This is a genomic window from Roseomonas sp. SRI_022 (assembly GCF_057586215.1).
In genome coordinates, this window is the sequence record NZ_JBYCZL010000031.1 from 1 (window position 1) to 23912 (window position 23912).

General features: G+C 70.9%; 27 protein-coding genes. 20 read left to right on the plus strand and 7 right to left on the minus strand.

What is annotated here, in order from left to right; genetic code table 11:
* The coding region (locus AC2YHJ_RS23425; protein ID WP_487398598.1) for a hypothetical protein at positions 1–728 on the plus strand (728 nt) is incomplete at its 5' end.
* 133 nt (positions 729–861) lie between these two features.
* Here AC2YHJ_RS23425 and AC2YHJ_RS23430 read toward each other — a convergent pair.
* Both AC2YHJ_RS23430 and aroB read right to left on the minus strand, forming a co-directional pair.
* Positions 862–1428 (minus strand): DUF2889 domain-containing protein, encoded by a 567-nt coding sequence (locus AC2YHJ_RS23430; protein WP_487398599.1) that lies wholly within the window; start codon positions 1426–1428, stop codon positions 862–864.
* Between the two features lie 104 nt (positions 1429–1532).
* Positions 1533–3230 carry a 3-dehydroquinate synthase gene (gene aroB / locus AC2YHJ_RS23435; protein WP_487398600.1) on the minus strand — a complete coding sequence of 566 codons (1698 nt, stop codon included), beginning with the start codon at positions 3228–3230 and terminating at the stop codon, positions 1533–1535.
* Between the two features lie 141 nt (positions 3231–3371).
* Here aroB and AC2YHJ_RS23440 point away from each other — a divergent pair, with 141 nt between their 5' ends.
* Complete coding sequence (locus AC2YHJ_RS23440) at positions 3372–3521, plus strand: hypothetical protein (protein ID WP_487398601.1); 150 nt, start codon at positions 3372–3374, stop codon at positions 3519–3521.
* Positions 3518–4420 carry a site-specific tyrosine recombinase XerD gene (locus AC2YHJ_RS23445; protein ID WP_487398602.1) on the plus strand — a complete coding sequence of 301 codons (903 nt, stop codon included), beginning with the start codon at positions 3518–3520 and terminating at the stop codon, positions 4418–4420. The genes AC2YHJ_RS23440 and AC2YHJ_RS23445 overlap by 4 nt, the downstream gene beginning before the upstream one ends.
* 53 nt (positions 4421–4473) lie before the next feature.
* On the opposite strand, the gene AC2YHJ_RS23450 is transcribed toward AC2YHJ_RS23445, so the two are convergent.
* Positions 4474–5034: a DUF3455 domain-containing protein gene (locus AC2YHJ_RS23450; protein ID WP_487398603.1), complete on the minus strand. Its 561-nt coding sequence runs from the start codon at positions 5032–5034 to the stop codon at positions 4474–4476.
* A 444-nt stretch (positions 5035–5478) separates the two neighbouring features.
* Between AC2YHJ_RS23450 and AC2YHJ_RS23455 the strand changes: the two genes are divergently transcribed.
* The 5 genes from AC2YHJ_RS23455 (at position 5479) to AC2YHJ_RS23475 (ending at position 10136) form a co-directional block, all read left to right on the plus strand.
* Entirely contained in the window at positions 5479–6435 is a 957-nt protein-coding gene (locus AC2YHJ_RS23455; RefSeq protein ID WP_487398604.1) for an acetyl-CoA carboxylase carboxyltransferase subunit alpha, read from the plus strand.
* Positions 6436–6658: 223 nt separating this feature from the next.
* Entirely contained in the window at positions 6659–8137 is a 1479-nt protein-coding gene (locus tag AC2YHJ_RS23460; RefSeq protein WP_487398605.1) for an MFS transporter, read from the plus strand.
* 32 nt (positions 8138–8169) lie between these two features.
* Complete coding sequence (gene proC / locus AC2YHJ_RS23465; RefSeq protein ID WP_487398606.1) at positions 8170–8982, plus strand: pyrroline-5-carboxylate reductase; 813 nt, start codon at positions 8170–8172, stop codon at positions 8980–8982.
* A gap of 25 nt (positions 8983–9007) precedes the next feature.
* The gene (locus tag AC2YHJ_RS23470; RefSeq protein ID WP_487398607.1) at positions 9008–9616 is read left to right on the plus strand and encodes a TetR family transcriptional regulator; all 609 of its coding nucleotides are present in this window, start codon (positions 9008–9010) and stop codon (positions 9614–9616) included.
* Between the two features lie 91 nt (positions 9617–9707).
* Positions 9708–10136 (plus strand): phasin family protein, encoded by a 429-nt coding sequence (locus AC2YHJ_RS23475; protein ID WP_487398608.1) that lies wholly within the window; start codon positions 9708–9710, stop codon positions 10134–10136.
* Between the two features lie 8 nt (positions 10137–10144).
* Here the strand turns inward: AC2YHJ_RS23475 and AC2YHJ_RS23480 are convergent, their stop codons facing one another.
* Positions 10145–10645 (minus strand): hypothetical protein, encoded by a 501-nt coding sequence (locus tag AC2YHJ_RS23480; protein WP_487398609.1) that lies wholly within the window; start codon positions 10643–10645, stop codon positions 10145–10147.
* 86 nt (positions 10646–10731) lie between these two features.
* Between AC2YHJ_RS23480 and AC2YHJ_RS23485 the strand changes: the two genes are divergently transcribed.
* The 6 genes from AC2YHJ_RS23485 to AC2YHJ_RS23510 all read left to right on the plus strand — a co-directional run bounded on the left by AC2YHJ_RS23485 (position 10732) and on the right by AC2YHJ_RS23510 (position 14728).
* A complete protein-coding gene (locus tag AC2YHJ_RS23485) occupies positions 10732–11664 on the plus strand; it encodes a ribose-phosphate pyrophosphokinase (RefSeq protein ID WP_487398610.1) in 933 nt (310 codons plus the stop codon).
* 147 nt (positions 11665–11811) lie between these two features.
* A complete protein-coding gene (locus tag AC2YHJ_RS23490) occupies positions 11812–12414 on the plus strand; it encodes a class I SAM-dependent methyltransferase (RefSeq protein ID WP_487398611.1) in 603 nt (200 codons plus the stop codon).
* Between the two features lie 79 nt (positions 12415–12493).
* A complete protein-coding gene (locus AC2YHJ_RS23495) occupies positions 12494–13111 on the plus strand; it encodes a glutathione S-transferase family protein (protein ID WP_487398612.1) in 618 nt (205 codons plus the stop codon).
* Positions 13108–13503, plus strand: coding sequence for a RidA family protein (locus AC2YHJ_RS23500; protein WP_487398613.1), 396 nt, complete (start codon positions 13108–13110; stop codon positions 13501–13503). Before AC2YHJ_RS23495 ends, AC2YHJ_RS23500 begins: the two co-directional genes overlap by 4 nt.
* Positions 13503–14150 carry a glutathione S-transferase family protein gene (locus tag AC2YHJ_RS23505; RefSeq protein WP_487398614.1) on the plus strand — a complete coding sequence of 216 codons (648 nt, stop codon included), beginning with the start codon at positions 13503–13505 and terminating at the stop codon, positions 14148–14150. Before AC2YHJ_RS23500 ends, AC2YHJ_RS23505 begins: the two co-directional genes overlap by 1 nt.
* Entirely contained in the window at positions 14147–14728 is a 582-nt protein-coding gene (locus tag AC2YHJ_RS23510; protein ID WP_487398615.1) for a histidine phosphatase family protein, read from the plus strand. Before AC2YHJ_RS23505 ends, AC2YHJ_RS23510 begins: the two co-directional genes overlap by 4 nt.
* Here AC2YHJ_RS23510 and AC2YHJ_RS23515 read toward each other — a convergent pair.
* The gene (locus AC2YHJ_RS23515) at positions 14694–17417 is read right to left on the minus strand and encodes a DUF2339 domain-containing protein (protein WP_487398616.1); all 2724 of its coding nucleotides are present in this window, start codon (positions 17415–17417) and stop codon (positions 14694–14696) included. The two genes, AC2YHJ_RS23510 and AC2YHJ_RS23515, sit on opposite strands and share 35 nt — an antisense overlap.
* Before the next feature lie 174 nt (positions 17418–17591).
* Here AC2YHJ_RS23515 and AC2YHJ_RS23520 point away from each other — a divergent pair, with 174 nt between their 5' ends.
* The 5 genes from AC2YHJ_RS23520 to AC2YHJ_RS23540 all read left to right on the plus strand — a co-directional run bounded on the left by AC2YHJ_RS23520 (position 17592) and on the right by AC2YHJ_RS23540 (position 21076).
* Positions 17592–18272 carry a 50S ribosomal protein L25/general stress protein Ctc gene (locus AC2YHJ_RS23520; protein WP_487398617.1) on the plus strand — a complete coding sequence of 227 codons (681 nt, stop codon included), beginning with the start codon at positions 17592–17594 and terminating at the stop codon, positions 18270–18272.
* Between the two features lie 138 nt (positions 18273–18410).
* On the plus strand, positions 18411–19004 hold the full coding sequence (gene pth / locus AC2YHJ_RS23525) for an aminoacyl-tRNA hydrolase (protein WP_487398618.1): 594 nt from the start codon (positions 18411–18413) through the stop codon (positions 19002–19004).
* On the plus strand, positions 19004–19498 hold the full coding sequence (locus tag AC2YHJ_RS23530; RefSeq protein WP_487398619.1) for a hypothetical protein: 495 nt from the start codon (positions 19004–19006) through the stop codon (positions 19496–19498). The genes pth and AC2YHJ_RS23530 overlap by 1 nt, the downstream gene beginning before the upstream one ends.
* Position 19499: 1 nt before the next feature.
* Positions 19500–20594 (plus strand): redox-regulated ATPase YchF, encoded by a 1095-nt coding sequence (ychF, locus tag AC2YHJ_RS23535; RefSeq protein WP_487398620.1) that lies wholly within the window; start codon positions 19500–19502, stop codon positions 20592–20594.
* Positions 20591–21076, plus strand: coding sequence for an MgtC/SapB family protein (locus AC2YHJ_RS23540; protein ID WP_487398621.1), 486 nt, complete (start codon positions 20591–20593; stop codon positions 21074–21076). The genes ychF and AC2YHJ_RS23540 overlap by 4 nt, the downstream gene beginning before the upstream one ends.
* On the opposite strand, the gene AC2YHJ_RS23545 is transcribed toward AC2YHJ_RS23540, so the two are convergent.
* Positions 21077–21253 carry a hypothetical protein gene (locus AC2YHJ_RS23545; RefSeq protein WP_487398622.1) on the minus strand — a complete coding sequence of 59 codons (177 nt, stop codon included), beginning with the start codon at positions 21251–21253 and terminating at the stop codon, positions 21077–21079.
* Between the two features lie 67 nt (positions 21254–21320).
* On the opposite strand from AC2YHJ_RS23545, the gene AC2YHJ_RS23550 reads away from it, so the two are divergent.
* On the plus strand, positions 21321–22199 hold the full coding sequence (locus AC2YHJ_RS23550; protein ID WP_487398623.1) for an S-methyl-5'-thioadenosine phosphorylase: 879 nt from the start codon (positions 21321–21323) through the stop codon (positions 22197–22199).
* Positions 22200–22299: 100 nt separating this feature from the next.
* Here the strand turns inward: AC2YHJ_RS23550 and AC2YHJ_RS23555 are convergent, their stop codons facing one another.
* The gene (locus AC2YHJ_RS23555) at positions 22300–23892 is read right to left on the minus strand and encodes a GMC family oxidoreductase (RefSeq protein ID WP_487398624.1); all 1593 of its coding nucleotides are present in this window, start codon (positions 23890–23892) and stop codon (positions 22300–22302) included.
* Positions 23893–23912: the final 20 nt, after the last annotated feature.

The following is a 23912-nucleotide window of genomic DNA, read 5'->3' on the forward strand; positions in this document are numbered from 1 at the left end:
CCCGCGCCGCCTGGGCCGACCGGCTATGGGGCGAGGGCATGGCCCTGCCGGGTGGCGCGGAGGAAGTGCTGCGCCTGGCCGCCCTGCTGGCGCTGACGCCGGCCCATACGGTACTGCTGGCGGGGCTCGGCGCGCGGTCGGCCGCGGCGGTGATGGCTGGGGCCCGCGGCTGCTTCGTCGCCGCCCATGATCTCAACGCCGCCGCGGACCAGCGGCCGGCGCCAAAGCGCGTTACCACCGCCGCCTTCGTGCCAGACTCGCCTGCCTTCCGCCCCCGCTACCACCAGCATGCGCTGCTGCTCGAACCCTTCCGCCGGGGCGGCGCACCCGATGGGCTGCTGCGCGCCACCGCGACCGCGCTGCGCGATGGCGGGGAAGTCGTGCTGCTCGACCTGGTGGCGCGCGACCGGGATGCCGATGCGCGCTGGCTCGCCGCTGAGGGCCGCCGACCGCCCCCCGCCGAAGCGGCGATGCCCGAGGCCCTCGAACGGGCCGGCTTCCGCATCCATGTCGTCGAGGATACCGGGGCGCGGCACCAGCGGGCGGTGCTGCTCGGCTGGGTCACGGTGCTGGAGGCGCTGCGCACGGAAGCCGCCCGTCCCACGCCGCAGGCCGCCGCGGCCCTTGTCGCGGAGGCCGAGGCTTGGCTGCTGCGCCTTCGACTGTTGCGTGAGGGCAGGCTGCGGTTGCTGCGCTGGCACGCCAGCCTTGCGCGCCGGCCGGAATGATACCGCCGAGCGTTGCCGATGACCTGGCCATCGGTAACGCGAACGGTATCGCGCGCAGGGTTGGTGTGGCGGCTGCGCGCCAAATCAAGATTCGAATACCGAGTCAGCCGAAGGGCTGGCCGGTATGAGCCCCCTACTCGGCGGCGTCCTGCGCCAGCCAGGGCCAGCGCATCTTCACCACCGGGGAGGATGGTTCATAGGCGAGGCAGGTGCCGATGATGCGCGGCCTCTCCCGCACGCCGGTCGCCGCCTCCCGCGCCAGTTCCTTCTCCCGCCGCACGGGATAAAGCGTCTGGTAGGCGACGGTCGCCATCTGGGCCAGCATCTCCCGCAGATGGGTGCAGCCGAGCACGCCGCCGACGCGTTCCTGCACCGCGCGGTTGAAACCCGGCCCGATCCTGATGCCCGCGAGGCGCGCGAAGTTCGGCGCGGCCTGCGGGCAGACGCCATAGGGGGTATGGTCCTGCGCCGCCTCGCATTCGCGGATCATCAGGTCCTCATCGATGGTCAGGCGGATCCACATGCCGTGCAGCGGCGTGCCGGGCTCGAGCCAACCCTTCTCCTCATTGTCGAAACCATAGGATTTGGTGTCGAGCAGATGGCCTTCGATGTCGAACAGCCCGTCGGCGCGGCGATACCCCCGCATGTCGATCGTGCGGCGATGCATGGGCTCGCGGTCGGCAGGCGTGGAGAGCGGCATGGGGACGTTCCGGTCTTGCTGCGACGCATCATATTGTCGCAGCGCAAGATCAGGAAAGGCAGGAGGGACAGGACCGGCGCGGGTCTGTCATGCGCGCGCGGGATTCAGCCGGTCGCGCCCTCATCCCGCAGCAGCGCCCGCACCGCCTCGGCCGGGACGTCGGAACTGGTGAAGACATCGCCGGGGGCGCGCATCAGCACAAAGCGCATCGCCCCGTCGCGGTTCTTCTTGTCCTTGGCCATGCGGCCCATCAGCGCATCGATGCTGAAGCGACGCGGCAGGTCGGCGATCCGCGCGGGCAGCCCGCAGGCGGCCAGATGCGCGATGACGCGCGACGGCCATTCCTGGCTGCAATGGCCGAGCCGTGCGGAAATCGACGCCGCCAGGCCGAGCCCGATCGCCACCGCCTCCCCATGCAGCAGGGTGCCGTCGAAGCCGCATTCGGCTTCCAGCGCATGGCCGAAGGTGTGGCCAAGGTTGAGTAGCGCGCGGCCGCCCTCAGGGCTTTCCTCCCGCTCATCCGCCGCGACCACGGCGGATTTGAGCCGGCAGGATTCCAGCACCGCATGCGTCAGCGCAGCCGCATCGCCGGCGACCGCCGCGGCGCCATGGGCCTCGCACCAATCCCACAACGCGCCCTGCAGCAGGCCGTGCTTGGCGACCTCGGCATAGCCGGCGCGTAATTCGCGGACGGGAAGCGTCGCCAGTGCGCTGGTGTCAGCCAGCACGATGCGCGGCTGATGGAAGGCGCCCGCGAGGTTCTTCCCCGCCCGCAGGTTCACCCCGGTCTTGCCGCCGACCGAGGAATCCACCTGTGCGAGCAGCGTCGTCGGCACCTGCACGAAGGGCACGCCGCGCATCGCCACCGCGGCCGCGAAACCGGCCAAGTCGCCCACCACCCCGCCGCCGAGTGCCACCACCGTCGTCCGCCGGTCGAGCCCGGCCGATAGCATCCGCTCCAGCACATCCTGGAGGCGGGCGAAATCCTTGGAGGATTCGCCGGGCGGCACGGCGATCTCGGCCAGGATCTGGATGCCGGCCGCCTCCAGCCCGGCGCGCAGCGCCGGGAGGTGGATACCGGCGACCGCCGCATCGCTGACCACCACGACACGGCGCGCCGGCAGGACGGGCGCGATCAGCCCGCCGGCACGCGATAGCAGGCCAGGGCCGACCAGCACGTCATAGCCCCGGTCGCCGAGGCGAACCGGCAGGCGCTTCGGCGGCACCGCACCCTCGAGCGCGTCATGCACGCGGCGCGTCGTGACCTCGGGGCTTTCATCGGTACAGGTCACGGTCACATCCGCCTCGGCATAGAAGGGGTGGCGCGCCGTCATCAGGCGCTGCAGCACCTCGGCGGGATCGGCATTGAGGAACATCGGCCGGTGTTCCCGCCCCGCCACGCGGCGCAGCAGGGTCGGCAATTCGCATTTCAGCCAAATGGTGACGGCACCGGAGCTCTTGATCGCCTCCCGCGTCGCACGGTCGGCGAAGGCGCCGCCGCCGGTCGCGAGCACCAGGGGCGGGCCGGCCAGCAGGCGGGTGATGACGCGGCGCTCGCCGTCGCGGAAATGGGGTTCGCCGTAGCGGGAGAAGATCTCGGTGATCGGCATGCCGGCGGCCGATTCGATCTCGGTATCGGCGTCGCGGAAGGGCAGCCCGAGTCGCGCCGCGAGGCGCCGGCCGATCGCCGTCTTGCCGGCGCCGGGCATGCCGACGAGCACCACCGCGCGCGTCGGCGCGGCGGATGGGGCGGGGTTCGGGCGGTCTTCATCGGGAAGATCGAAGGCGGAGTTGCGCGACACGGGGCCGGAGGCTAGAGCAATATCGGTCCGGATGAAATCGTCCGAACCGATCTCGACTCTGGAAAGATCGAGATTCTAGAGCATCTTATCTCCGCTGCCCTGGCATACAGCCAGCGTTCCTGATGGGAGCCGCCGCGCCCGATGTCCCGCAGCCCCTTCACGCTCATCCTGCTGCTGGTCCTGGGCGTCGTCGCCGTTGGGCTGCTCGTGCTGGGTGCCTTCCCGCCCAGCGTGCCGTCCCGGTCGGTCGAGCGGGCCATCCCCAACGAACGGTTCCAGTCGAGCCGGTGAGCGGCGCATCCCGGCATGTCGAGGCCTTCCTCGAGATGCTGGTCGCCGAGCGCGGCGCGGCGCGGAACACGCTGGCAGCGTATCAATCCGATCTCGACGATTTCGCGGGCTTCGCTGCGGCGCGCGGCATCGCCGTGCATGCTGCCGATGCCGAGGCCCTGCGCGGCTGGGTCCGGCAATTGGCCGGGGCCGGTTATGCCGCCCGCACCCAGGCGCGGCGGCTGTCGGCGATTCGCCAGTTCCACCGCTTCCTCGCGCGCGAGGGCGTGCGGGCGGATGACCCGACCGAATTGCTGGAAAGCCCGCGCCTGCCCGCCAGCCTGCCCAAGGCGTTGTCGGAAGCCGAGGTCGAGGCGCTGATCGCCGCCGCCGCCGGATTGCCAGGCCGCAAGGGTGCCGCGGCCGCCGCAGCAGTGGAGTTGCTGTATTGTTCCGGCCTGCGCGCGAGCGAACTGGTCTCCCTGCCCGCCGGGGCGCTGCGCGCCGAGGAGGGGCTGGTCGCGGTGCGCGGCAAGGGCGGCAAGGAACGGCTGGTGCCGGTCTCGGCCCGCGCGCGGGACCTGGCTCTGGCCGCCCGGACCGAGGCCGCCGAGCGCGCCGGAGCGAAAGGGGCGCGCTGGCTGTTTCCCTCCCGCGCCGCCTCAGGGCATCTGACGCGGCAGTCGCTGGGGCTCCTGCTGAAGGACGTGGCGCTGGCGGCGGGAATCGACCCCGCCCGGGTCAGCCCGCATGTGCTGCGGCATTCCTTCGCCTCGCACCTGCTGGCGCGAGGGGCGGATCTGCGGAGCCTGCAGATCCTGCTGGGGCATGCGGATATCGCGACGACGCAGATCTACACGAAGGTGCTGGAAGGGCGGTTGAAGGCGTTGGTGGAGGCGCATCATCCGCTGGCGCGGTGAGCCGGGATCACTCCTGGCCGCGGCGCCGACCCGGCCCACCCGGGCAGTGCGCGTCAGGGCCTGGGCGCCAGGAACACGTAATCGGCGGCATAGGGCACGCTGCGGAACTCTCCCGCGCTGGGGCAGGCACCCTCGGCCATCCCGCCGACGGTGTTGATCCGCAGGATGACCGTCGCCGCCCCGAGGCGCCCCTCGCCGCTGCCGCCACGCCGTTGCGTGATGTCCAGCCTGAGCCAGGGGATCGCATCCGCAGCCGCGCCGGGCAGCCGTTCGGCGACGCGGCCCAGCATCGCGGCACTGCCATCGGACAACTCCCAGCTCGGCCCGGCATAGTGCCGGCCCGCGGTGCGGCCACCTTCGATCAAGGTCGCGACCGGTTCGCGAAACTGCCAGGCGAGGTTGCCCCCGGCGCCGCCGCGGCATTCGTAGATCTGGGCGCCCTGCGCGTGGAACGTCGCCACCACCGAAAAGCCAGGCGGGGCAGTGGGTGGCGCAGGATCCGCCGCCCAGGCGCCGGTCGGGGCGCCAGCCACCAGCATGGCCGTGAAGGTCAGCCGACGAAGCATGGTCGCGTGTCCGGAGGAGTTCGGACGGCCGTTCAGGGCTCTCGGCATGGGCCTGGTTTCCTTGGCTGACTGATCAAGGCCGCGACGCAGGTACCGCCGCAGGGTCAGCCTGTCACGAAGGTGGAATGAGAGCCGTGAGGCACATTACCTGCCAGTGCCCGGATGCCTCTGCTGTCGTGGGACGTGCCGCCAACACGGGCACGATTGCCCGGCCGCGGCGTCGTCCGTGGAGGAGAGGGGAGAGCGATTCGCGCGCCTGACGGGACAGGTCATACTGGTCCGGCCGTGTCGGCCTCCGGTCGCGGCGGCGTGGCGCACGGCCGACTTCCCATGCGCGCTCCTGGAATGGCGCGAGGCACCAACCCCCGGCATTCCAGGCCCTTGGCGGGGCAATGTCCGGATAGGCATGGCGCACCCTCGGGTCGCCCGCCGCCCATCAAGCGGTCTACGGGGGTCGCGCCCGGCCCGGAATTCCGCTAACCCCCCGCAGCCATGCGTCACTTCCTGGATTTCGAAAAGCCGATTGCCGAGCTCGAAGGCAAGATCGAGGAGCTGCGTCGGACCACCGACGCCGGCGGGATCGATGTTGCCGAGGAGGTCGGCCGCCTGCGCGACAAGGCGCAGTCGTTGCTGAAGCAAACCTACGCGAAGCTCAGCCCCTGGCAGAAGGCGCAGGTCGCCCGCCATCCCGACCGCCCGCATTGTTCCGACTTCATCGCGGCGCTGATCGAGGATTACACCCCGCTCGCCGGCGATCGCGCCTATGCCGATGACGCCGCGGTGATGGGCGGCATGGGCCGTTTTCGAGGCCGCGCGGTGATGGTGCTCGGTACCGAACGCGGCCACGACACCGAAAGTCGCGTGAAGCACAATTTCGGCATGGCGCGGCCCGAGGGCTATCGCAAGGCGCGACGGCTGATGGAACTCGCCGGCCGCTTCGGCCTGCCGATCCTGTCCTTCGTCGATACCGCCGGCGCCTTCCCCGGCATCGAGGCCGAGGCCCGCGGCCAGGCGGAAGCCATCGCCCGGTCGATCGAGGCGGGCCTCGACGCACCGGTCCCTTTCATCGCCACCATCATCGGTGAAGGCGGGTCAGGTGGGGCCATCGCGCTGGCCGCGGCGGACCGCATCATCATGCTGGAACACGCGATCTACTCGGTGATCAGCCCGGAGGGCTGCGCCTCGATCCTGTGGCGCGACGCCGCCCAGGCCTCGACGGCGGCCGAGGCGCTGAAGCTGACCGCCGACGATTTGCGCCGGCTGAACCTGGTGGATGCGATGGTTCCCGAACCGCTCGGCGGCGCGCATCGCGACCCCGAGGCGACGATCGCTGCGCTGGGCGACCGCATCGCGGAACTGCTGGCGCCGCTGGTCGAATTGGACGGCGCGACGCTGCGGGCGCGGCGGCGCGAGAAGTTCCTGGAAATGGGGCGGAGCGGAAGCCTCTGACGATGGCGTGGGCAGCGACGGAGGGGGCGCCGCCCCCTCCGGACCTCCCCTGCCAAAGGCCCAAGGGCCTTTGGAAACCTCCTTTCCGCCCTGTAGACGTGCACGGAGCACCTACCGCACGCCGGTCCGGCCGCAGCGCCCGGGGCCAACTTCTCGCGGTCCAGGGGCCCGCAGGCCCCTGGCGGGGTGGCCCGGAGGGGCAGCGCCCCTCCGGATTCCGCCCATGACCGCCGACGACCCCGCTCTCCGCGCCGCCTTCCTCCGCGCCTTCCCGGCCGTCTCGCTCGTCATATTCCTCGCCGCCGTCGACCAGACCATCGTCGCCACCGCCCTGCCGGCGATCGCCGCCGAGATGGGCGGCATCGAGCGCACCTCCTGGATCCTCGTCGCCTATCTGGTCTCCGCGACCTGCGCTGCGCCCATCTTCGGCCAGCTCGGCGACGTGTTCGGCCGTCGCCGCGCCACCTTCGCGGCACTCGCGATCTTCTTCACCGGCTGCCTCGGCTGCGTCCTGGCGCCGAGCCTGCCGGCGCTGGTCGGCGCGCGCGTCGTGCAAGGCTTCGGCGGCGGCGGGCTGCTCACCCTGGCCCAGGCGCTGATCGGGGAAGCGGTGCCGCCGCGCGAACGCGGCCGCTACCAGGCGCGGATCGCCGGATCCTACGCCTTCGCCTCGGCCTTCGGGCCGGTGGCAGGCGGATACCTGTCGCAGGCGCTCGGCTGGCGGTCGATCTTCGTGATGCTGCTGCCGCTGGCCGTGCTGTGCGGCGTGCTCGCCCGGCGCCTGCCTTATGTGGCGCCGGCGCGGCGCGGCGTGCGGCTGCGCTTCGACTGGCTGGGCCTCGTCCTCTTCGTCGCGATGGTGGCGGCGGCGCTGATCGGCCTCGACCGCGCGCGGCGGCTGGACCCGGCATTGCTGCCGCTCGCCGGCGGGCTCGGGTTGCTGGCGCTGGCCGCCGGCACGCTGCTGTTGCGCGTCGAACGCGCCGCGCGCGATCCGCTGTTGCCGCTCGGCCTCTTTGCCGATCCGTCGATCTGGCGGGCCTATGCCGTCTCGGCCTGCGTGGTGGGGGCGCAGGTGGGCATGATCTCCTTCCTGCCGGTGTGGCTGCAGACGGTGCGCGGCCTGGCACCGGGACCATCGGGGCTGATGCTGCTGGCAATGTCGGCCGGTGGCGTGACCGGCGCCTTCTTCGCCGGGAGGATGGCGGCGAAGACCGGCTACGCCATGCGCTGGCCGGCCACCTTCCTGCCGATCGGCAGCGCGATCTGGGCCGGGCTGGCCGTCTTCGCCCCGGACCTTCCCCTGGCGCTGCTGCCACCCCTGCTGGCGATGGTCGCCTTCTGCACCGGCACCTCCTTCCCCATGGTGCAGGTGACGGCGCAGTCGGCCGCGGGGCGCGAACGGCTGGGCTCGGCCTCGGCCGGGGTCGCCTTCTCCCGCAACATCGGGGCGGCGACCGGCACGGCGGTGGTGGCGGCGGTGGTCTTCGCGGCGCTGACCCTGACCGGCCCCGCCACCACCCCGGCCTTCCAGCGCCTGGTCGCGGAGGGCGCGGGCTTCGTCGCCACGCTGGCGCCCGAGGCGGCCGCCGCGCTGCGGGTCGACCTGATCGAGGCGTTCCGCATGCTCTTCGTCAGCGCCGCGGTGCTGATGGCCGCCGGCGCCTTCTTCGCCTGGCGGGTGCCGCTGCGGCGGGTGTAGCCGCGGCGGCCCCAGGCCCTTACCCTGCGGCCATGACCGAGACCCTTCCCGACCTCCTCCTCATCGGCTGCGGCAAGATGGGCGGCGCCATGCTGTCCGGCTGGCTGGAACGCGGCCTGTCGCGCGCCGTGGTGGTGGAACCCTACGCCCCGGCCGCCGAGGCCTTCGCCGGGCGGGCGACCATCGTCCCCGACGCCGCCTCGATCCCCGCCGATTTCCACCCGGCGGCAGTGATCCTGGCGATCAAGCCGCAGGAGGCGCCGGCGACATTGCCGGCCTTCGCCCGCTTCGCGGCGGGGGACACGCTGTTCGTGTCGATCATGGCGGGACGGTCGGTGGCTTCGATGCGCGCCGCGCTGGGGGATCAGGCGGCGGTAGTGCGCGCCATGCCGAACACCCCGGCGGCGGTGCGCCAGGGCTTCACCGTGGGCTACGCCGCGCCTGGCGTGACAGGCGCGCAGAAGGCGCTGGCCGATGCGCTGCTGCAGGCGGTGGGTGAGGTCGCCTGGGTCGAGGAGGAAGACCAGATCAACCCGGTCACCGCGGTGTCCGGCGGCGGCCCGGCCTATGTCTTCCTGCTCGCCGAGGTGATGGAGAAGGCGGCGATCGAACAAGGCCTGGCGCCGGCGCTGGCGCGGCAAATGGCGCGCGCGACGGTGGCGGGGTCGGGCGCTCTGCTCGCTGCCAGCACCCAGGATGCGGCCGATCTGCGCAAGGCGGTGACCAGCCCGAAGGGCACCACCGAGCGTGCGCTCGCCGTGCTGATGGAACCGCAGGCCTGGCCAGCGGCGATGTCGAAGGCGATCCAGGCCGCGACCGACCGCGCGCGCGAACTGGCAGGATGACGGCGCCGCGCCCTATGCTGCGGCCATGAGCGAGACCGACGACGAGGCCCTGATCGCCGCGCTGTGGCGCGTGGTCGCCGCGCATGGCTGGGGCGGACTGACCATGGGGCGCTTGGCCGCCGAGGCCGGCATTCCGCTCGCCGACCTGCGGGGGCGCTTCCCCAGCCGGCTCGACGTGCTGGTGCTGCATGGCCGCCTGATGGACCGCGCCGTGCTGGCCGGCACCATTCCGGGCCAGGGCGGCGCCGCGCGCGACCGGCTTTTTGATGTGCTGATGCGCCGGCTTGACGCGATGCAGCCGCATCGCGCGGGCATCCTTCGCTTCCTGCGGGAAATGCGGCGCGATCCGCCGCTCGCCGCGCTGCTCGCCCCGCATCTCGCGCTGTCGATGCGCTGGATGCTCGATGCGGCGGAGATCGAGGCCGATGCCGGGCTGAAGCGGCTGCTCGCGCTGGGGCTGATCGGCGTCTGGCTCGGCGCCGTGCGCGCCTGGGCCGAGGATGACAGCGAGGATCTCGGCCACACCATGGCCGCCCTCGACCGGTTGCTCGACCGCGCCGGGCAGATCGCGCGGACCTTCCGGCTGGTGCGGGAGGAAGCGGGCGCGCCCCAGGCAGAAACCACGGACGGCTGAACAAGCCGTGAGATGCCAGCCATGCGCTGTTCATGATGCAGTGCGGCGAAAATGAGGCTACGCTCCTCCGCGCAACGCTGGGGAGCAGGCGATGTCAGACCGTTTCGGGTTCAAGCCAGATTTCGACATGATGAAGGTGCTCGGCGAGTTCCGCATGCCGGCGATGCCCGACATGGATGCGCTGGCCGCCGCGCAGCGCCGCAATATCGAGGCGCTGTCCACCGCCAACCGCGTCGCACTGGAAGGCGCGCAGGCCGTCGCCCGCCGGCACATGGAGATCATGCAGAGCTCCGTCGCCGAAATGACCGAGGCGATGAAGGCCTTCTCCAGCGCCGAGGCCCCGCAGGACAAGGCCGCGAAGCAGGCGGCCCTCGCCAAGTCGACCTATGAGAAGGCGGCCGCCAACCTGCAGGAGATCGCCGACCTGATCCAGAAGTCGAACAATGAGGCGCTTGCCGTGCTCAACAAGCGCTTCGCCGAGGCGATGGATGAGGTGAAGGGCCTGGTCGGCAAGGGCTGACCCGGCGCCTACCGGTCGGGTGCCGGCCCGGTGCCGCGCCCGACCAGCCGCCCCTGCGCGTCATGGCGTCGCCAGCCATCGCCGCTGCGTTCGATGCGCCCCGTGTTGCAGCCCGACGCATCGTAGATCCGCGCCCGATCCCCGGACCATTCGGTCCGACCGACCGACCGGCCCGATGCATCGTAATGGCGCAGCGTATCGGCGCGTTGCTCGCTGCGCCCCTGCCGCCGGCCCGACGAATCGTATTGGCGCGTCGCGTCCCCGCGTGTCTCCGACCGCCCGGTCAGCCGGCCCGCGGCGTCGTATTGCCGTTGCGTCCCCGTCCCATCCGTCCCGCCGATGGAACGTCCTGTGGAATCGTATTGGCGGCCGGTCTGCGCGGCCGCGACACCCGGAGCGATCAGCAGGGCGACAAGGGCCAGGACCGGCGCGGATGCGCCCGGGCCAGCGGCATCGATGCTTCTTCTGATCGATACGGCCGCATCCGGCTGCGGCAGAGATATGGCCATCTGATTTACACAATCGCGTCACGTTGCTACCTAGCGCCCGCCCTTCTGCGAACCGTCGCCCCGTCGCGCCCGGAGCCCCCCCGGCCATGAAAATCGTCGCCTGCAACAGCAACCGGCCTCTCGCCGAGGCGGTCGCCGCCGCCTGCGGGATCCCGCTGACCAATGCCTCGGTCCGTCGCTTCGCGGACATGGAGGTGTTCGTCGAGATCCACGAGAACATCCGCGGCGAGGATGTCTTCGTGGTGCAGTCCACATCCTATCCTGCCAATGACAATTTGCTGGAACTGCTGATCACGCTCGATGCGCTGAAGCGGTCCTCCGCACGGCGCATCACCGCGGTGATCCCGTATTTCGGCTATGCGCGGCAGGATCGGAAATCCGGCCCCCGCACGCCGATCAGCGCGAAGCTGGTGGCCAACCTGATCGCCGCTGCCGGTGCCAACCGCGTGCTGACGATGGATCTGCATGCCGCACAGATCCAAGGCTTCTTCGACATCCCGGTGGACAACCTGTTCGCCGCGCCGCTGTTCTCGCGCGACATCCAGGAGCGCTACGCCGGGCGCGAGCTGATGATCGTCTCCCCCGACGTCGGCGGCGTGGTGCGCGCGCGGGCGATCGCCGCGCGGCTCGGCGTCGATCTCGCCATCATCGACAAGCGGCGCCCGCGCGCCGGTGTGTCGGAAGTGATGAACGTGATCGGCGAGGTCGAGGGCCGCCACTGCCTGCTGGTGGACGACATCGTCGATTCCGGCGGCACGCTGTGCAACGCCGCCGAGGCGTTGCTGAAGAACGGCGCGAAGTCGGCCGGCGTCTATGTGACGCACGGCGTCTTCTCGGGCGGCGCGGTCGCACGCATCGGCGCCGCGCCGATCGAGAACATGACCGTCACCGACAGCATCGCCGCGACCGAGGCGGTGCGCCTGTCGCGCAACATCCGCCAGCTGACCATCGCGCCGCTGCTCGCCGAGGCGATGAAGCGGATCAGCGAGGAAAGCTCGGTATCCTCGTTGTTTAATTGACCCTCAAACGGCGGGCGGGCCGCATCCGCGGCCCTTGCCTTCGCGCCCTGCGCTGGTGCGGCGGGGGCGGCTGACGGTCTGGGCGCGGTCGCGCTTTGCGCTCCGGGCCCGATGCCCCGCATCGTGCCGGTTTCGGGAAGGTGGGGTGTGCCAAATCCGGCAGATGCGATCATCGACCTGTATCGCCGCCACGGGCTGGCCTGGGCCGCGGATCGCGGCACTGCGCCGACCGAGGGCGACTGGATCGCGCGCTTCGCCGCGCTTCTGCCGCCGGGCGGCAGCGTGCTCGACATCGGCTGCGGCGGCGGGGCGCCGATCGCGGCGTCGCTGATCGCGCAGGGTTTCGCGGTGACGGGGATCGACAGTTCGGCACCGCTGCTCGGCCTGTGTCGCGAACGCTTCCCCGATGGCGACTGGGTGCTCGGCGACATGCGGCAGATGGATCTCGGCCGCAGCTTCGACGGGCTGGTCGCCTGGGACAGCTTCTTCCACCTCGACCACGACGCGCAGCGAGCGATGTTTCCGCGCTTCGCCGCTCATGCCGCGCCAGGTGCCGCGCTGGTCTTCACCTCCGGCCCCGCCCATGGCGTGGCGATGGGCGCCTATGCCGGCGAGCCATTGTTCCACGCCAGCCTCAACCCGGCGGAATATCGCGCCCTGCTCGCCGCGCAGGGCTTCGCCGTGCTGGACCACAGGGCCGAGGACCCATCCTGCGGCGGACACACCGTCTGGCTCGCCCGCCGCGGCTGACCGGCTTGCCAAGGCCCCCGGCCCGCCCGATCTTGCCGGCTTGCCGCCCTCGAGGCGGCGGGACGGAAGGACACGCGGCATGAAGCTCTACTACTCCCCGGGCGCCTGCTCGGTCGGCATCCATGTGCTGCTCGAGGAAATCGGCGCGCCCTACGAGGCCACGCTGGTCAACCTGCGCGAAGGTGCGCAGTTCAAGCCCGACTTCACCGGCGTGAACCCGAAGTCGAAGGTGCCGACGCTGGAACGCGACGATGGCTCCGTGCTGACCGAGTATCCCGCCATCGCCTTCTGGCTCGCCTCCCGCTTCCCGACCGCGGGGCTGATGCCGATGGGCATGGATGCGCAGGCGCGGGCGCTGGAACTCACCGACTACTGCGTCGCCACGCTGCACATGCAGGGCTTCTCCCGCATGTTCCGCCCGGTGAACTTCGCCCCCACCGAAGGCGACCACGAAGCGGTGAAGACGCGCGGCGCCGAGATCTTCTCGAAGGGCCTCGCGCTGCTGGACAAGGCGCTGGAGGGCAAGGACTGGCTCGTCGGCTCCTACTCCTTCGCCGATTCCGCGCTGTTCTATGTCTCCTTCTGGTGGAACGGGCGGATGGGCAAGGAACTGCCGGCCAATATCGCGGGTCATTACGCGCGGATGCGGGCCCGCCCGGCGGTGCAGCGCGTGCTCGCCGCCGAAGGCCTGGCGTGACCGAGGCACCCTTCGCGATCTTCGGCCATCCCGCGCCCGGCGAGGCTCGTCCCTTCAGCCGGGCGACGCGGGCCGGTGGCCTGGTTTTCGTGTCGGGGCATTCCGCCCCGCACGATCCGGCTGCCGGCATCCATCGCGGTGCGACGGCGGCCGAGCAGACCCGCAACGCGCTCGCCATGGTGGACCGCATCCTGTGTGAAGCCGGCAGCGACCTCACTCGCGCGGTGCAGGTGACGATGCTGATCACCGACCCGGCGGACTACGCCGAATGCAACGCGGAATACGTGAAGCACTTCCCGAACGGCCTGCCCGCGCGCCACACCGCGCGCTTCGGCGTGCCGACCGAGGCGAAGGTCGCCTTCGCCTGCATCGCCCTCGCAGGAGAACCATGATGGCCAAGCCGATCCTCTGGACCTCGACGCGCACCAGCGGGACCATCGTTCACCAGATGGCGGCGATGAGCGGGCTCGACCTCGACATCCGCTTCATCAGCCTGCGCAAGGGCGACCACAAGACACCCGAATACCTCGCGATCAATCCGAAAGGAGAGGTCGCGGCGATCCAGATCCCCGATGCCGGGGTGACGATCACCGAGATCCCGGCCATGGCGCTGTGGCTCGCCGAGGCCGCGCCGGAGTCCGGCCTACTGCCGCGCGAACCGACCGGGCGGGCGAAGGGCATGGAATGGCTCGCCTGGTGCCACTTCCGCCTGGCCAACACCTTCTACGTCGCCTTCCAGGCGAATGGCCTCCTTGCCGACGATGCGGCCGCCGCCGCGAAGCTGCGCGCTGCTGCCATAGCCCGCGGGGGGGAAGCGCTGGCCTTCGCCGACGCCGGGCTCGCCCGGCAGCCGAACGGCACGCTGCTGAACACGGCGCAGATCACCGCACCCGACATCTTCGTCGCCGCGCTGCTCGGCTTCGCCGGCTTCCTCGGCTTGCCGACGGATGGCCTCGTCCACCTCAAGGCCCTCGGCGCGAAGGTCGTCGCGGTGCCCGCCATCGCCGCCGCGCTCGCGCGGGAACAGGACATCGGATGACCCTCGCGCTGAATCCCATTCCCTTCTGGTTTCTTCGCCACGGGGAAACCGACTGGAACGCCGAGGGCCGCAGCCAAGGCCGCACCGACATCCCGCTGAACACCGTGGGCCTGACGCAGGCACGCCGCGCGGCGATGGCGATGGTCGATCGCGGCATCGTCACCATCGTCGCGTCGCCCCTGTCGCGCGCGCTGCGCACGGCGGAGATCGTGGCCGAGGCGCTCGACCTTCCCGTCGCCACCGATGCCGAGTTGCAGGAGGTCTGCTTCGGCACCGAGGAAGGCAAGCCGATGGGCGATTGGTACGACGACTGGGTCGCCGGCACCTACACGCCCGATGGCGCGGAGACCTTCCAGGGCCTGCATGATCGCGCGGTCGCCGCCATCAACCGTGCGACCACCCTGCCCGGCCCGGTACTGGTGGTGGCGCATGGCGCGCTGTTCCGTGCCCTGCGCCGCGCGCTCGGCCACGCGCCGAATGTGCGCACGCCAAACGCGCTGCCGACCTTTTGCGCGCCGCCCGCCAGCGGGCGCGTGTGGGAGATCAGTCCGGTGACGCTGCCGCACCTGCCGGCGTGACCGGCTTTGTCATGACGAAGCGCCGGTAGATCGCGCCCAGCGCGATTAGCGCCAAGCCCAACCCCAGGAAGGACAGCACGCGCCACAGCCCGACCAGCGCGTCCATGTCCACCAGGAACACCTTGAACGTCACCAGCGCGATGACGGCGAGCGCAGCGAGGCGGATCTCCTTCCGCCCGCTGCGGATGCCGATCGCGATCATGACGGCGCCGAGCAGCAGCCAGGCGCCGGAATAGGCGTACATCTCCGCCTCCTCCACATGCGCCACGCCGATCTTCTGGGGATGGAAGGCGCGGCGCACCTCCAGCGTCACCCAGGCAAAGCCCGACACGAGTGCATAGGCGGCGAGCATCTGCGCCGCGCCGGGCGGTTGGCGGGCCTCGGGTGCACGGGCCACCGCCCAGGCGGCCAGCAGCGCCGGCAGCAGATAGGCCGGCGCCAATGCGTTGAGCAGCGGCAGCGCGCCGACCTCGCGATTGGTGGTCCAGGGATTGGCGGCGAGCAGGATCAACCCGACGAGCAGCCCGACCAGCCCGGCCGCGCGCGCGGCCCAGAGCAAGGTGACGCGCCCGCTGCGCCGGTGCAGCACCAGCGCGACTGCAGCGCAGACGAACAGCGCGGTGCATTGCCAGGCGGCCTCGGCGAAGTCCCAGCGTTCCGCGGCGAGCGCACCGGGATGGAAGGCGTGGCGGATTTCCAGCAGCACCAGCAGCGTCGCGAACAGCGCCGCGCCGCATTCCAGCAGCCGCACCACGATGCCGTCCCGCCCCTGCAGGAAGATCCGCGCCGCCCACCAGAAGCACACGGCCGGTACGCCATAGGCGAGCAGCAGCCCGTTCAACAGCGGCATCTCGCCCCAGTCGTAGCCGAGCACGAAGCCGTTCAGGGTGAGCCGCACCAGCACCAGCGCCGAGACCACGGCGGCGACCCGGCGCAGCGCATCGAGCCCCGTGCGCGTGCAGATCATCGCGAGCGGCGGCAGGAACAGCGCGACGGCGAGCGTCAGCCACTGGTCGCGCAACACCATCGCCACACCCAGCGCGAGCGCGGCGGTCGCCGCCGCGGCATGGGCCCCGGCGCGCTGCGGGTCCGCCGCGCGCATCCCCCGCGCCGCCGCGCCGACATGCACCGCGGCGAGTGCGGCCGCGACCAGCGCCCAGGTCGGATCGGCGGCGAAGCCGCGCACGCGGCCATAGGCGACCAGCAGCGTGACCACCGGCACCGTGGCGGCGAGGCCAGCCCAGGCCAGGGCGCGTGCTTCCAGCGCCAGCCCGGCGAGCAGATGCATCAGCGCCAGGATCAGCGCGACGGTCAGGTAGCGCGTCAGCGCCTCCGGCACCCAGGCGCCGGGAATGAAGGCCTGCGTCACGCCTTCGACCGTCACCGCCTCCCCGGTCGGGGACCAGGACGGGACCAGCCAGACCAGCAACATCGCGAGGCCGAGCGAGGCGGCGATCCAGGGCAGCCGGACCAGCCGCTGGTCGCGCAGCCCGGCGAGGATGGCGACCGGAGACAGCAGCAGGATGCCGACCGCCGAGGCGAGGTCCGTCTCGAACACCGCGAGCGGCATCAGCGCGGCGCCGAGGAAGGCCGGCGGCAGATGCGCCAGGCGCCGGCCGAGCGTGCCGGCCAGCGCCTCCCGCGGCAGCATGAACAGGAAGCAGGCGGCCGCCGCGGGGACGAACAGGGCCGGCGCCCAGAGGTCGAGCCCCTTCCCGATCGCCGTGCCCACCACCACCCAAAGCGCGCCGGCCACCGTGGCACTCCAACCGAGCCAGCCCCAGGCGGTGGCGCGGACCACCATCATCGCGGCGGCGACCACCACCAGCAGGTAGGCGAACAGCCCAGGCAGCGAGGGGTCCTCGGTAGCGACCAGCGCCGGGGTGAGGAAGGCGCCGACCAGCCCGACCACGGCGACCAGCGGCCCGCGGCGGAGGGACAGCAGCATCCCCAGCGCACCGGCCGCCGCCATGCCGACGAAGCCGACCAGCGGCGGCAGCAGGCTGTACATGGAGGTCGCGGCATAGGTGGCGCCGAACAGCGCGGCGATGCCCCCGGCTGCGAGGGCGGAGGGCGCGTAGTCGGGCATGCCGCCGGCCGTTTCCATCGGGGCGGAACGCTTCGCCAGCCACTCCCCACCGATGATCAGCGCGATGCCGAGCAGCCCGGCGAGAACGCAGCGCACCCCAGGCCCGAGCCAGCCTTCCTCCACCGCGAAGCGGATCAGGAAGACGCCGGCCAGCAGAAGCGACCCGGCACCCAGCCAGACACCCCAGCGCTGGGTGATCAGTTCCTCGAGGTTGCGCTGCGGCCGCGGGCCGGTCCCGCGCGACCAGGGCGGCAGTGGCGCGTCGGCGGCGGGTTCCGTGACGCCGGGCGGGGGGGCGTCGTCCGCAGCCGGGGCCGGTTCCGGGATTTCAGCGGCGGGGAGTTCGGCCGGCGGGGCAAAGGCGGGCGGCGCCTCATATGCGGGATATGCGGGCGGCGGAACGGGGGCGGCCTCGGGCGGCCGGAAGCCGGCGGCGACCAGGGCGCCGGCCATGCCGCCGACCTCGGCGCGCAGGGAAGCGACTTCCGCGCGCAGGGCCTCGGCCTCGCGGCGGGCCCGGCCGGCGCGAGCGAAGCCCGCCACGCCAAAGCCCCAGCCACCGAAGAAGATAAGGACGAGGAGGACCGCGAGACCTTCCATGATATGTGACGCTCCCCCCCGCCGCCGCGTCGCGTCAAGCGTCCCGACGCTTGCCTCGGTGACCTGCATCGCCTAGAAGCGGCCCGCGCCGGCACCCCTGGAGGCCGGCGCTTGTCGTTGCGGCATGCCCATCGGGCCCGCAGCGGCGACCAAACCAATGCAAGGAGCACGACCATGGTCCAGACCATCCGGATCGAGGCCGAAGCGCGCGAGCAGGCAGGTAAGGGGGCAGCCCGCGCAACCCGGCGTCAGGGGCTCGTCCCCGCTGTCATCTACGGCGCGAAGGCGGAAGCGACGCTTGCCGCGCTCGACCCGCGCGACGTGATGAAGGAACTGCACAAGGGCGGCTGGCAGTCGCACCTGTATGAAGTCGCCGTGAAGGGTGGTGCGACCGAGCGCTGCCTGATGCGCGACGTGCAGTTCCACCCGGTCACCGACCGCCCCATTCATGTCGATTTCCAGCGCCTGGCGCCGGGTTCGCGCATCCGCGTGAAGGTCGCCGTTCAGTTCCTGAACGAAGAGACCTGCCCGGGCATCAAGGCCGGCGGCGTGCTGAACGTCGTGCGCCGCGAGATCGAGGTGATGGCCGACCCGGACAATGTGCCGGAAGCCTTCCAGATCGACCTGGGCGCCGCCAACATCGGCGACGGCCTGCGCTGGTCCGCGGTGAAGGACCAGTTCGGCGCGAAGCCGGTCATCGTCGGCCGCGACTTCATGGTCGCGTCCATCGCCGCGCCGACGGTGGTGGATGACACTGCCCCGGCCGCCGCGGCCGGCCCGGTCGAGGCGATCAAGCAGAAGGCGCCCGCCGCCGGTGCGGCCGCGCCGGCCAAGGACGCGAAGAAGAAGAAGTAAGGAAGACGGGGGAGGAACACCTCCCCCGAATCCCCCTCCGTCTTTTGGCATCTGGCGCCGCCCCCCACGGTCAGTCTCCAACAGACAGAAAAAGGAGGGGGATCGGGGGAGTTCTCTCCCCCGACCTTTCTTATCGCCATGCCCCCACAGGATGGACCGCTGCTCTGGGTCGGCCTCGGCAATCCGGGCAGCGAGCACGCGCGCCAGCGCCACAATATCGGCTTCATGGCGGTCGATGCGATCGCCCGGCGGCATCGCTTCTCCCCCTGGCGCAAGCGCTTCAAGGGTGAGGTTGCCGAGGGCACCATCGCGGGCCGTCGCGTCTGGGCGCTGAAGCCCATGACCTACATGAACGCCAGCGGCGACGCCGTGCAGCAGGCTGCGTCCTTCCTGAAGATCCCGCCGGATGGCATCACCGCCTTCCATGACGAGCTCGACCTCGCGCCGGCCAAGGTGCGGGTGAAGAAGGGCGGCGGCGTCGCTGGCCACAACGGCCTGCGCGACATGCGCCGCGCCTTCGCGAGCCCGGAATTCTGGCGCGTGCGGATGGGCATCGGGCATCCCGGGCACAAGGACGCGGTGACGGGCCATGTGCTCGGCAATTTCGCCAAGCAGGACCAGGCCTGGCTGGAGAAGCTGCTGGATGCGGTGGCGGATTGCGCGCCGATGCTCGCCGAGGGCAAGCCCGAGGACTTCATGACGCGCATCGCCCTGCTGACGCAGGAGGGGTGATGGAAGACGAATCGCACCCCGATTTCGACTTCGCCGGCCCCGGCCCGCAGGACATCGCGAACGGCACGGCGATCCTCGCCTCCGCGCTGGTGCGGGAGGCAGAATGCCTCGCGAGCGCCGCGGCGGGGATGCGCGCGACGCTCGACCTGTTCGCCGCGGAAGGCGCCGCGACCGAGGCGGAGGATCGCCGCGTGGTTTACGCCGGCACGCGCGACGCCGCGGTGCTGGCCGGCGCATTGGTGCTGGCGTCGCGGAACCTGCTGCGCTTCACCGCGGACCCGGTGCGCGCGGCGAGAGAGACTATCGGGAGGTTGCCGCGCGGCACGCTGTCGATCGGCGAGGTGCTGGGGCATCTGCGCGCGGCGGCGCTTGCCCCGGTGACGGATGACGGCGCGGCGCGCATCGCCGCCGCGACCATCGCCGAGACCTTCGCTTCTGCATTCGAGACCGCCTGGCAGGGCGCAGCACCCGCCATCGGCGGCAAAGGGGTTTGAGATGGGTTTCAACTGCGGAATCGTGGGGCTGCCGAATGTCGGCAAGTCCACCCTGTTCAATGCGCTGACGCAGACCGCGTCGGCCCAGGCGGCGAATTATCCTTTCTGCACCATCGAGCCGAATGTCGGGCGCGTCGCGGTGCCGGACCGGCGGCTCGATACGCTGACGAAGATCGGCAAGAGCCAGAAGGAAGTCCCGACGAGCCTGGAATTCGTCGACATCGCCGGCCTGGTGCGTGGCGCGTCGAAGGGCGAGGGCCTCGGCAACCAGTTCCTGGCGAACATCCGTGAGGTGGATGCGATCGTCCACGTCCTGCGCTGCTTCGAGGACACCGACGTCACCCATGTCGAGGGCAATGTCGATCCGATCCGCGATGCGGAAACGGTGGAGACGGAGCTGATGCTCGCCGACCTCGACAGCCTGGAGAAGCGGGCGCAGGGGCTGGTGAAGCGCGCGCGCGGCGGGGACAAGGAAGCGATCGCGCAGATGGCGCTGATCGACCCGATCAGGGCCGCGCTGGAAGCCGGCAAGCCGGCGCGCACCGCGGTGCCGAGGGGCGAGGAAGCGGCGGCGTCGCGGCTGCAGCTGATGACGACCAAGCCGGTGCTGTATGTGGCGAATGTCGAGGAAGCATCTGCCGCGACGGGCAATGCCTTCTCGGCGAAGGTGTTCGAGAAGGCGAAGGCCGAGGGCGCGCAGGCCGTGGTGGTCTCGGCGGCCATCGAGGCCGAGATCAGCCAGATGCCCGAGGATGACCGGGCGGAGTTCCTGTCGTCCCTGGGGCTGGAAGATTCCGGGCTCGATCGCATCATCCGCGCCGGCTACGCGCTGCTCGGCCTGATCACCTACTTCACGGTGGGACCGAAGGAAGCGCGGGCCTGGACCATCCTCAAGGGGATGAAGGCGCCGCAGGCGGCCGGGGTCATCCATGGCGACTTCGAGCGCGGCTTCATCGCCGCCGAGACGATCGGCTACGACGACTACGTGACGCTGAATGGCGAGCAGGGTGCCAAGGAAGCCGGCAAGATGCGCGTCGAAGGCAGGGAATACGTCGTGAAGGATGGCGACGTGATGCTGTTCCGGTTCAACGTGTGAATGCCGCACTCGATGCCTGGCTGACCGGGCTGGGGCCGGATCTCGGCACCGCCCTGGTGTTGTGCGCCGCCTTCGTGGTCGGCGTGGCCATCGGCATCGAACGCGGCATCAGCACGAGCGCGGTCGGAATCCGCACCTGCTCGCTGGTCGCACTCGCCAGCGCGGGCTTCGCCTGCATGGTGGTGTCGCGCGTGCCGGATATCGGCTGGGGCACGGCGTTCGGGGCAGTGGCGACGGGGGTCGGCTTCCTCGGCGCTGGGGCGATCATCAAGGCGGGGCGGTCGGTCACAGGGCTGGGCGATGCGGCGACGATCTGGTGCGTCGCGATGCTGGGCGTGCTGATCGGGGCGCGGGAATTCGCCGCGGCGATCGTGGTGACGGCGCTGGTGCTGACGGTGAATGTGCTGCTGCGGCCGGTGGCGGGGTGGATCGACCGGCACCGGGCGCGACGGAAGCCGGAGGATGATGTGCTGGACGGGTGATCAGCGCCCCGGCAACACCGTCCGCGGCGCCCCCGTCGCCGGGTCCGGCGGCGGCAGCGCCGTCCCCCGCGGCCCGATCGGCCCGCCGCGCGAATACTGGTCATCGCCGCAGGCGGCCAGCGCCAGCATCACCAGCAGCAGAGGGGCGAAGAGTCGGACAACCGCAGGTCGAGTCATGCCCCCCGCTTAGCATGCGCGGCCTGCCGCGCTAAACCGCCTTCGCGCAGCGCGGAGACACCGTTCCATGTCCGACCTCATCACCCCCATGATCGGCTTCATCGGCGGGTCCGGGGTCTATGACCTCGACGGGCTCGAGGACCGCAAATGGGTGAAAATCCACACCCCCTGGGGCGATCCGTCGGATGAGATCCTGACCGGCACCCTGGCCGGCGTGCGCGTCGCCTTCCTGCCCCGCCACGGGCGCGGGCACCCGACACCACCGTCCGCGCTCAACTACCGCGCCAATATCGACGCCATGAAGCGGATCGGCTGCACCGAGCTGATCTCGCTCTCCGCCGTGGGGTCGCTGAAGGCGGAGCTGCCGCCGGGCCATTTCGTCATCGTCGACCAGTTCATCGACCGCACCTTCGCGCGCGAGAAATCCTTCTTCGGCACCGGCTGCGTCGCGCATGTCTCGGTCGCGCATCCCGTCTGCCCGCGGCTCGGCGATGCGCTGGAAGCCGCCGCGACGCAGATCGGCCTGCCCTTCACCCGCGGCGGCACCTACCTGGTCATGGAAGGCCCGCAATTCTCCACCAAGGCGGAAAGCCTGCTGTACCGCCAGTGGGGCTGCGACGTCATCGGCATGACCAACATGCCCGAGGCGAAGCTCGCCCGCGAGGCGGAGCTTTGCTACGCGACCATGGCCATGGTGACCGACTTCGACTGCTGGCACCCCGACCATGACGCCGTCACCGTTGAGCAGGTGGTGAAGGTGCTGTTCTCCAACGCCGACAAGGCGCGGTCGCTGGTGAAGACGGTGGTGCCGATGCTGGGTGCGGCGCGCGGCCCCTGCCCGGCCGGATGCGACCGGGCGCTGGACCACGCGCTGGTCACGGCACCCGAGAAGCGCGATCCGGACATGCTGGCGAAGCTCGATGTCGTGGCGGGGCGGGTGCTGTAGCGCCGCGCCCGGCGCCAGGTAACGGTTTCCAAAGGCCTCGGGCCTTTGGCGGGGAGAGGTTCGGAGAGAGGGCGGCGCCCCTCTCCGCGAGCCGCAGTGGCTAAGCCGCAGCATCCTCGCGGATCATCGCCGCGCCCTTCTCCCCGATCATGATGGTCGGCGCATTGGTGTTGCCGGTGGTCAGCGTCGGCATGACCGAGGCATCGATCACCCGCAGCCCATCGAACCCGCGCAGGCGCAGCCGGCTGTCCACCACCGCATCGGGGCCTTCCCCCATGCGGCATGTGCCGACGGGGTGGTAGATCGTCGTGCCGTATTGCCGGTTGAAGGCGAGCATCTCGTCATCCGACGCGACGCCGGGCCCGGGCAGGATTTCCTCCACGCTGTGCTGCGCGATGGCCGGTTGGGCGAAGATGTCGCGCACCATGCGGATGCCGGCCGCCAGCAGCGCCTGGTCCGACCGCGCCGAGAGGTAGTTCGGCCGGATCGCCGGCTTCTCGAAGGGATCGGCGGAACGCGCCATCACCGTGCCGCGGCTGTCCGGCTTCACCGGGCAGACGGCGCAGGTCATGCCTGGTTCCGTCTCCAGCACGCCGAACTGGCCGAGCGCGTAGGAGGCCGGCGTGAACAGCAATTGCAGGTCGGGGCTTTCCAGCCCCTCGCGCGACCGCGCGAAGACCTGCGCGGTGGTGACGCCGAAGGTCAGCGCGCCATTGCCGCGCAGGAAGAAGCGCACGACCTCCCCCACCAGCCGCGCACCGCGCGCCAATTGGTTGGTGCTGAGACTGTCCTTCACGCGGTGCTGCACACGGGAGACGTAGTGGTCCTGCAGGTTGGCGCCGACCGCCGGCATGTCGGCCAGCACCTCGATGCCGAGGCTGCGCAGGTGCTCGGCTGGGCCGATGCCTGACATCTGCAGCACATGCGGGGAATTCACCGCACCGCCGGACAGGATCACCTCCCGCGTCACGGTGATGCGGCGCATCTGCCCACCCTGCCGAAATTCAGCGCCGATGCAGCGGCGGCCGTCGAACAGCAGGCGGCTGACCTGAGCTTCCGTCTCCACCCGCACACGGTCGCCGGCGGCGCGCAGATAAGTGCGCGCCGTCGATCCCCGCCAGCGTCCGATGCGCGTCATCTGCGAATAGCCGACGCCTTCCTGTTCCGTCCCGTTGAGATCCTTGCGGAACGGGTGGCCGGCTTGCTGCGCGGCCTCGATGAAGCGATGGGTCAGCGGCAGGATGGTGCGGTAATCCTCGACCTGCAGGGGCCCGCCTTGGCCGCGGAACTCCGGGTCGCCGCCATTGCGGTAGGTCTCGGATTGGCGAAAGAACGGCAGCACATCCGCATAGGACCAGCCGCGGCAGCCCATCTGCGCCCAGATGTCGAAATCCGCCGGATTGCCGCGGACATAGAGCATGCCGTTGATCGATGACGTGCCGCCGAGCGTGCGCCCGCGCGGCCAGCGGATCTCGCGGTTGTTCACCGCCGCGTCGGCCTCCGCGACATAGCCCCAGTTCACGAGGTTCTGGTTCTGCAGCAGCTTCAGCATCCCCGCGGGGATGTGGATCCAGGGATGGCGGTCCTTCGGGCCGGCTTCCAGCAGCGTGACGCGCGCACCGGTTTCCGACAGCCGCGCGGCGACAACGCAGCCGGCCGAACCGGCGCCGATGATCAGGTAGTCCGTTTCCATCCCACGCATTCCGCTGTGCT

What these genes read in the sequence shown, in the direction of transcription:
- AC2YHJ_RS23430 (WP_487398599.1), bottom strand. Translation starts at nt 1,428, where the DNA reads ATGCCGCTCTCCACGCCTGCCGACCGCGAGCCCATGCATCGCCGCACG.
- AC2YHJ_RS23440 (WP_487398601.1), top strand. Translation starts at nt 3,372, where the DNA reads ATGTCCCGCAGCCCCTTCACGCTCATCCTGCTGCTGGTCCTGGGCGTC.
- AC2YHJ_RS23450 (WP_487398603.1), bottom strand. Translation starts at nt 5,034, where the DNA reads ATGCCGAGAGCCCTGAACGGCCGTCCGAACTCCTCCGGACACGCGACC.
- AC2YHJ_RS23455 (WP_487398604.1), top strand. Translation starts at nt 5,479, where the DNA reads ATGCGTCACTTCCTGGATTTCGAAAAGCCGATTGCCGAGCTCGAAGGC.
- AC2YHJ_RS23460 (WP_487398605.1), top strand. Translation starts at nt 6,659, where the DNA reads ATGACCGCCGACGACCCCGCTCTCCGCGCCGCCTTCCTCCGCGCCTTC.
- proC (WP_487398606.1), top strand. Translation starts at nt 8,170, where the DNA reads ATGACCGAGACCCTTCCCGACCTCCTCCTCATCGGCTGCGGCAAGATG.
- AC2YHJ_RS23470 (WP_487398607.1), top strand. Translation starts at nt 9,008, where the DNA reads ATGAGCGAGACCGACGACGAGGCCCTGATCGCCGCGCTGTGGCGCGTG.
- AC2YHJ_RS23475 (WP_487398608.1), top strand. Translation starts at nt 9,708, where the DNA reads ATGTCAGACCGTTTCGGGTTCAAGCCAGATTTCGACATGATGAAGGTG.
- AC2YHJ_RS23480 (WP_487398609.1), bottom strand. Translation starts at nt 10,645, where the DNA reads ATGGCCATATCTCTGCCGCAGCCGGATGCGGCCGTATCGATCAGAAGA.
- AC2YHJ_RS23485 (WP_487398610.1), top strand. Translation starts at nt 10,732, where the DNA reads ATGAAAATCGTCGCCTGCAACAGCAACCGGCCTCTCGCCGAGGCGGTC.
- AC2YHJ_RS23495 (WP_487398612.1), top strand. Translation starts at nt 12,494, where the DNA reads ATGAAGCTCTACTACTCCCCGGGCGCCTGCTCGGTCGGCATCCATGTG.
- AC2YHJ_RS23505 (WP_487398614.1), top strand. Translation starts at nt 13,503, where the DNA reads ATGGCCAAGCCGATCCTCTGGACCTCGACGCGCACCAGCGGGACCATC.
- AC2YHJ_RS23510 (WP_487398615.1), top strand. Translation starts at nt 14,147, where the DNA reads ATGACCCTCGCGCTGAATCCCATTCCCTTCTGGTTTCTTCGCCACGGG.
- AC2YHJ_RS23515 (WP_487398616.1), bottom strand. Translation starts at nt 17,417, where the DNA reads ATGGAAGGTCTCGCGGTCCTCCTCGTCCTTATCTTCTTCGGTGGCTGG.
- AC2YHJ_RS23520 (WP_487398617.1), top strand. Translation starts at nt 17,592, where the DNA reads ATGGTCCAGACCATCCGGATCGAGGCCGAAGCGCGCGAGCAGGCAGGT.
- pth (WP_487398618.1), top strand. Translation starts at nt 18,411, where the DNA reads ATGCCCCCACAGGATGGACCGCTGCTCTGGGTCGGCCTCGGCAATCCG.
- AC2YHJ_RS23530 (WP_487398619.1), top strand. Translation starts at nt 19,004, where the DNA reads ATGGAAGACGAATCGCACCCCGATTTCGACTTCGCCGGCCCCGGCCCG.
- ychF (WP_487398620.1), top strand. Translation starts at nt 19,500, where the DNA reads ATGGGTTTCAACTGCGGAATCGTGGGGCTGCCGAATGTCGGCAAGTCC.
- AC2YHJ_RS23545 (WP_487398622.1), bottom strand. Translation starts at nt 21,253, where the DNA reads ATGACTCGACCTGCGGTTGTCCGACTCTTCGCCCCTCTGCTGCTGGTG.
- AC2YHJ_RS23550 (WP_487398623.1), top strand. Translation starts at nt 21,321, where the DNA reads ATGTCCGACCTCATCACCCCCATGATCGGCTTCATCGGCGGGTCCGGG.
- AC2YHJ_RS23555 (WP_487398624.1), bottom strand. Translation starts at nt 23,892, where the DNA reads ATGGAAACGGACTACCTGATCATCGGCGCCGGTTCGGCCGGCTGCGTT.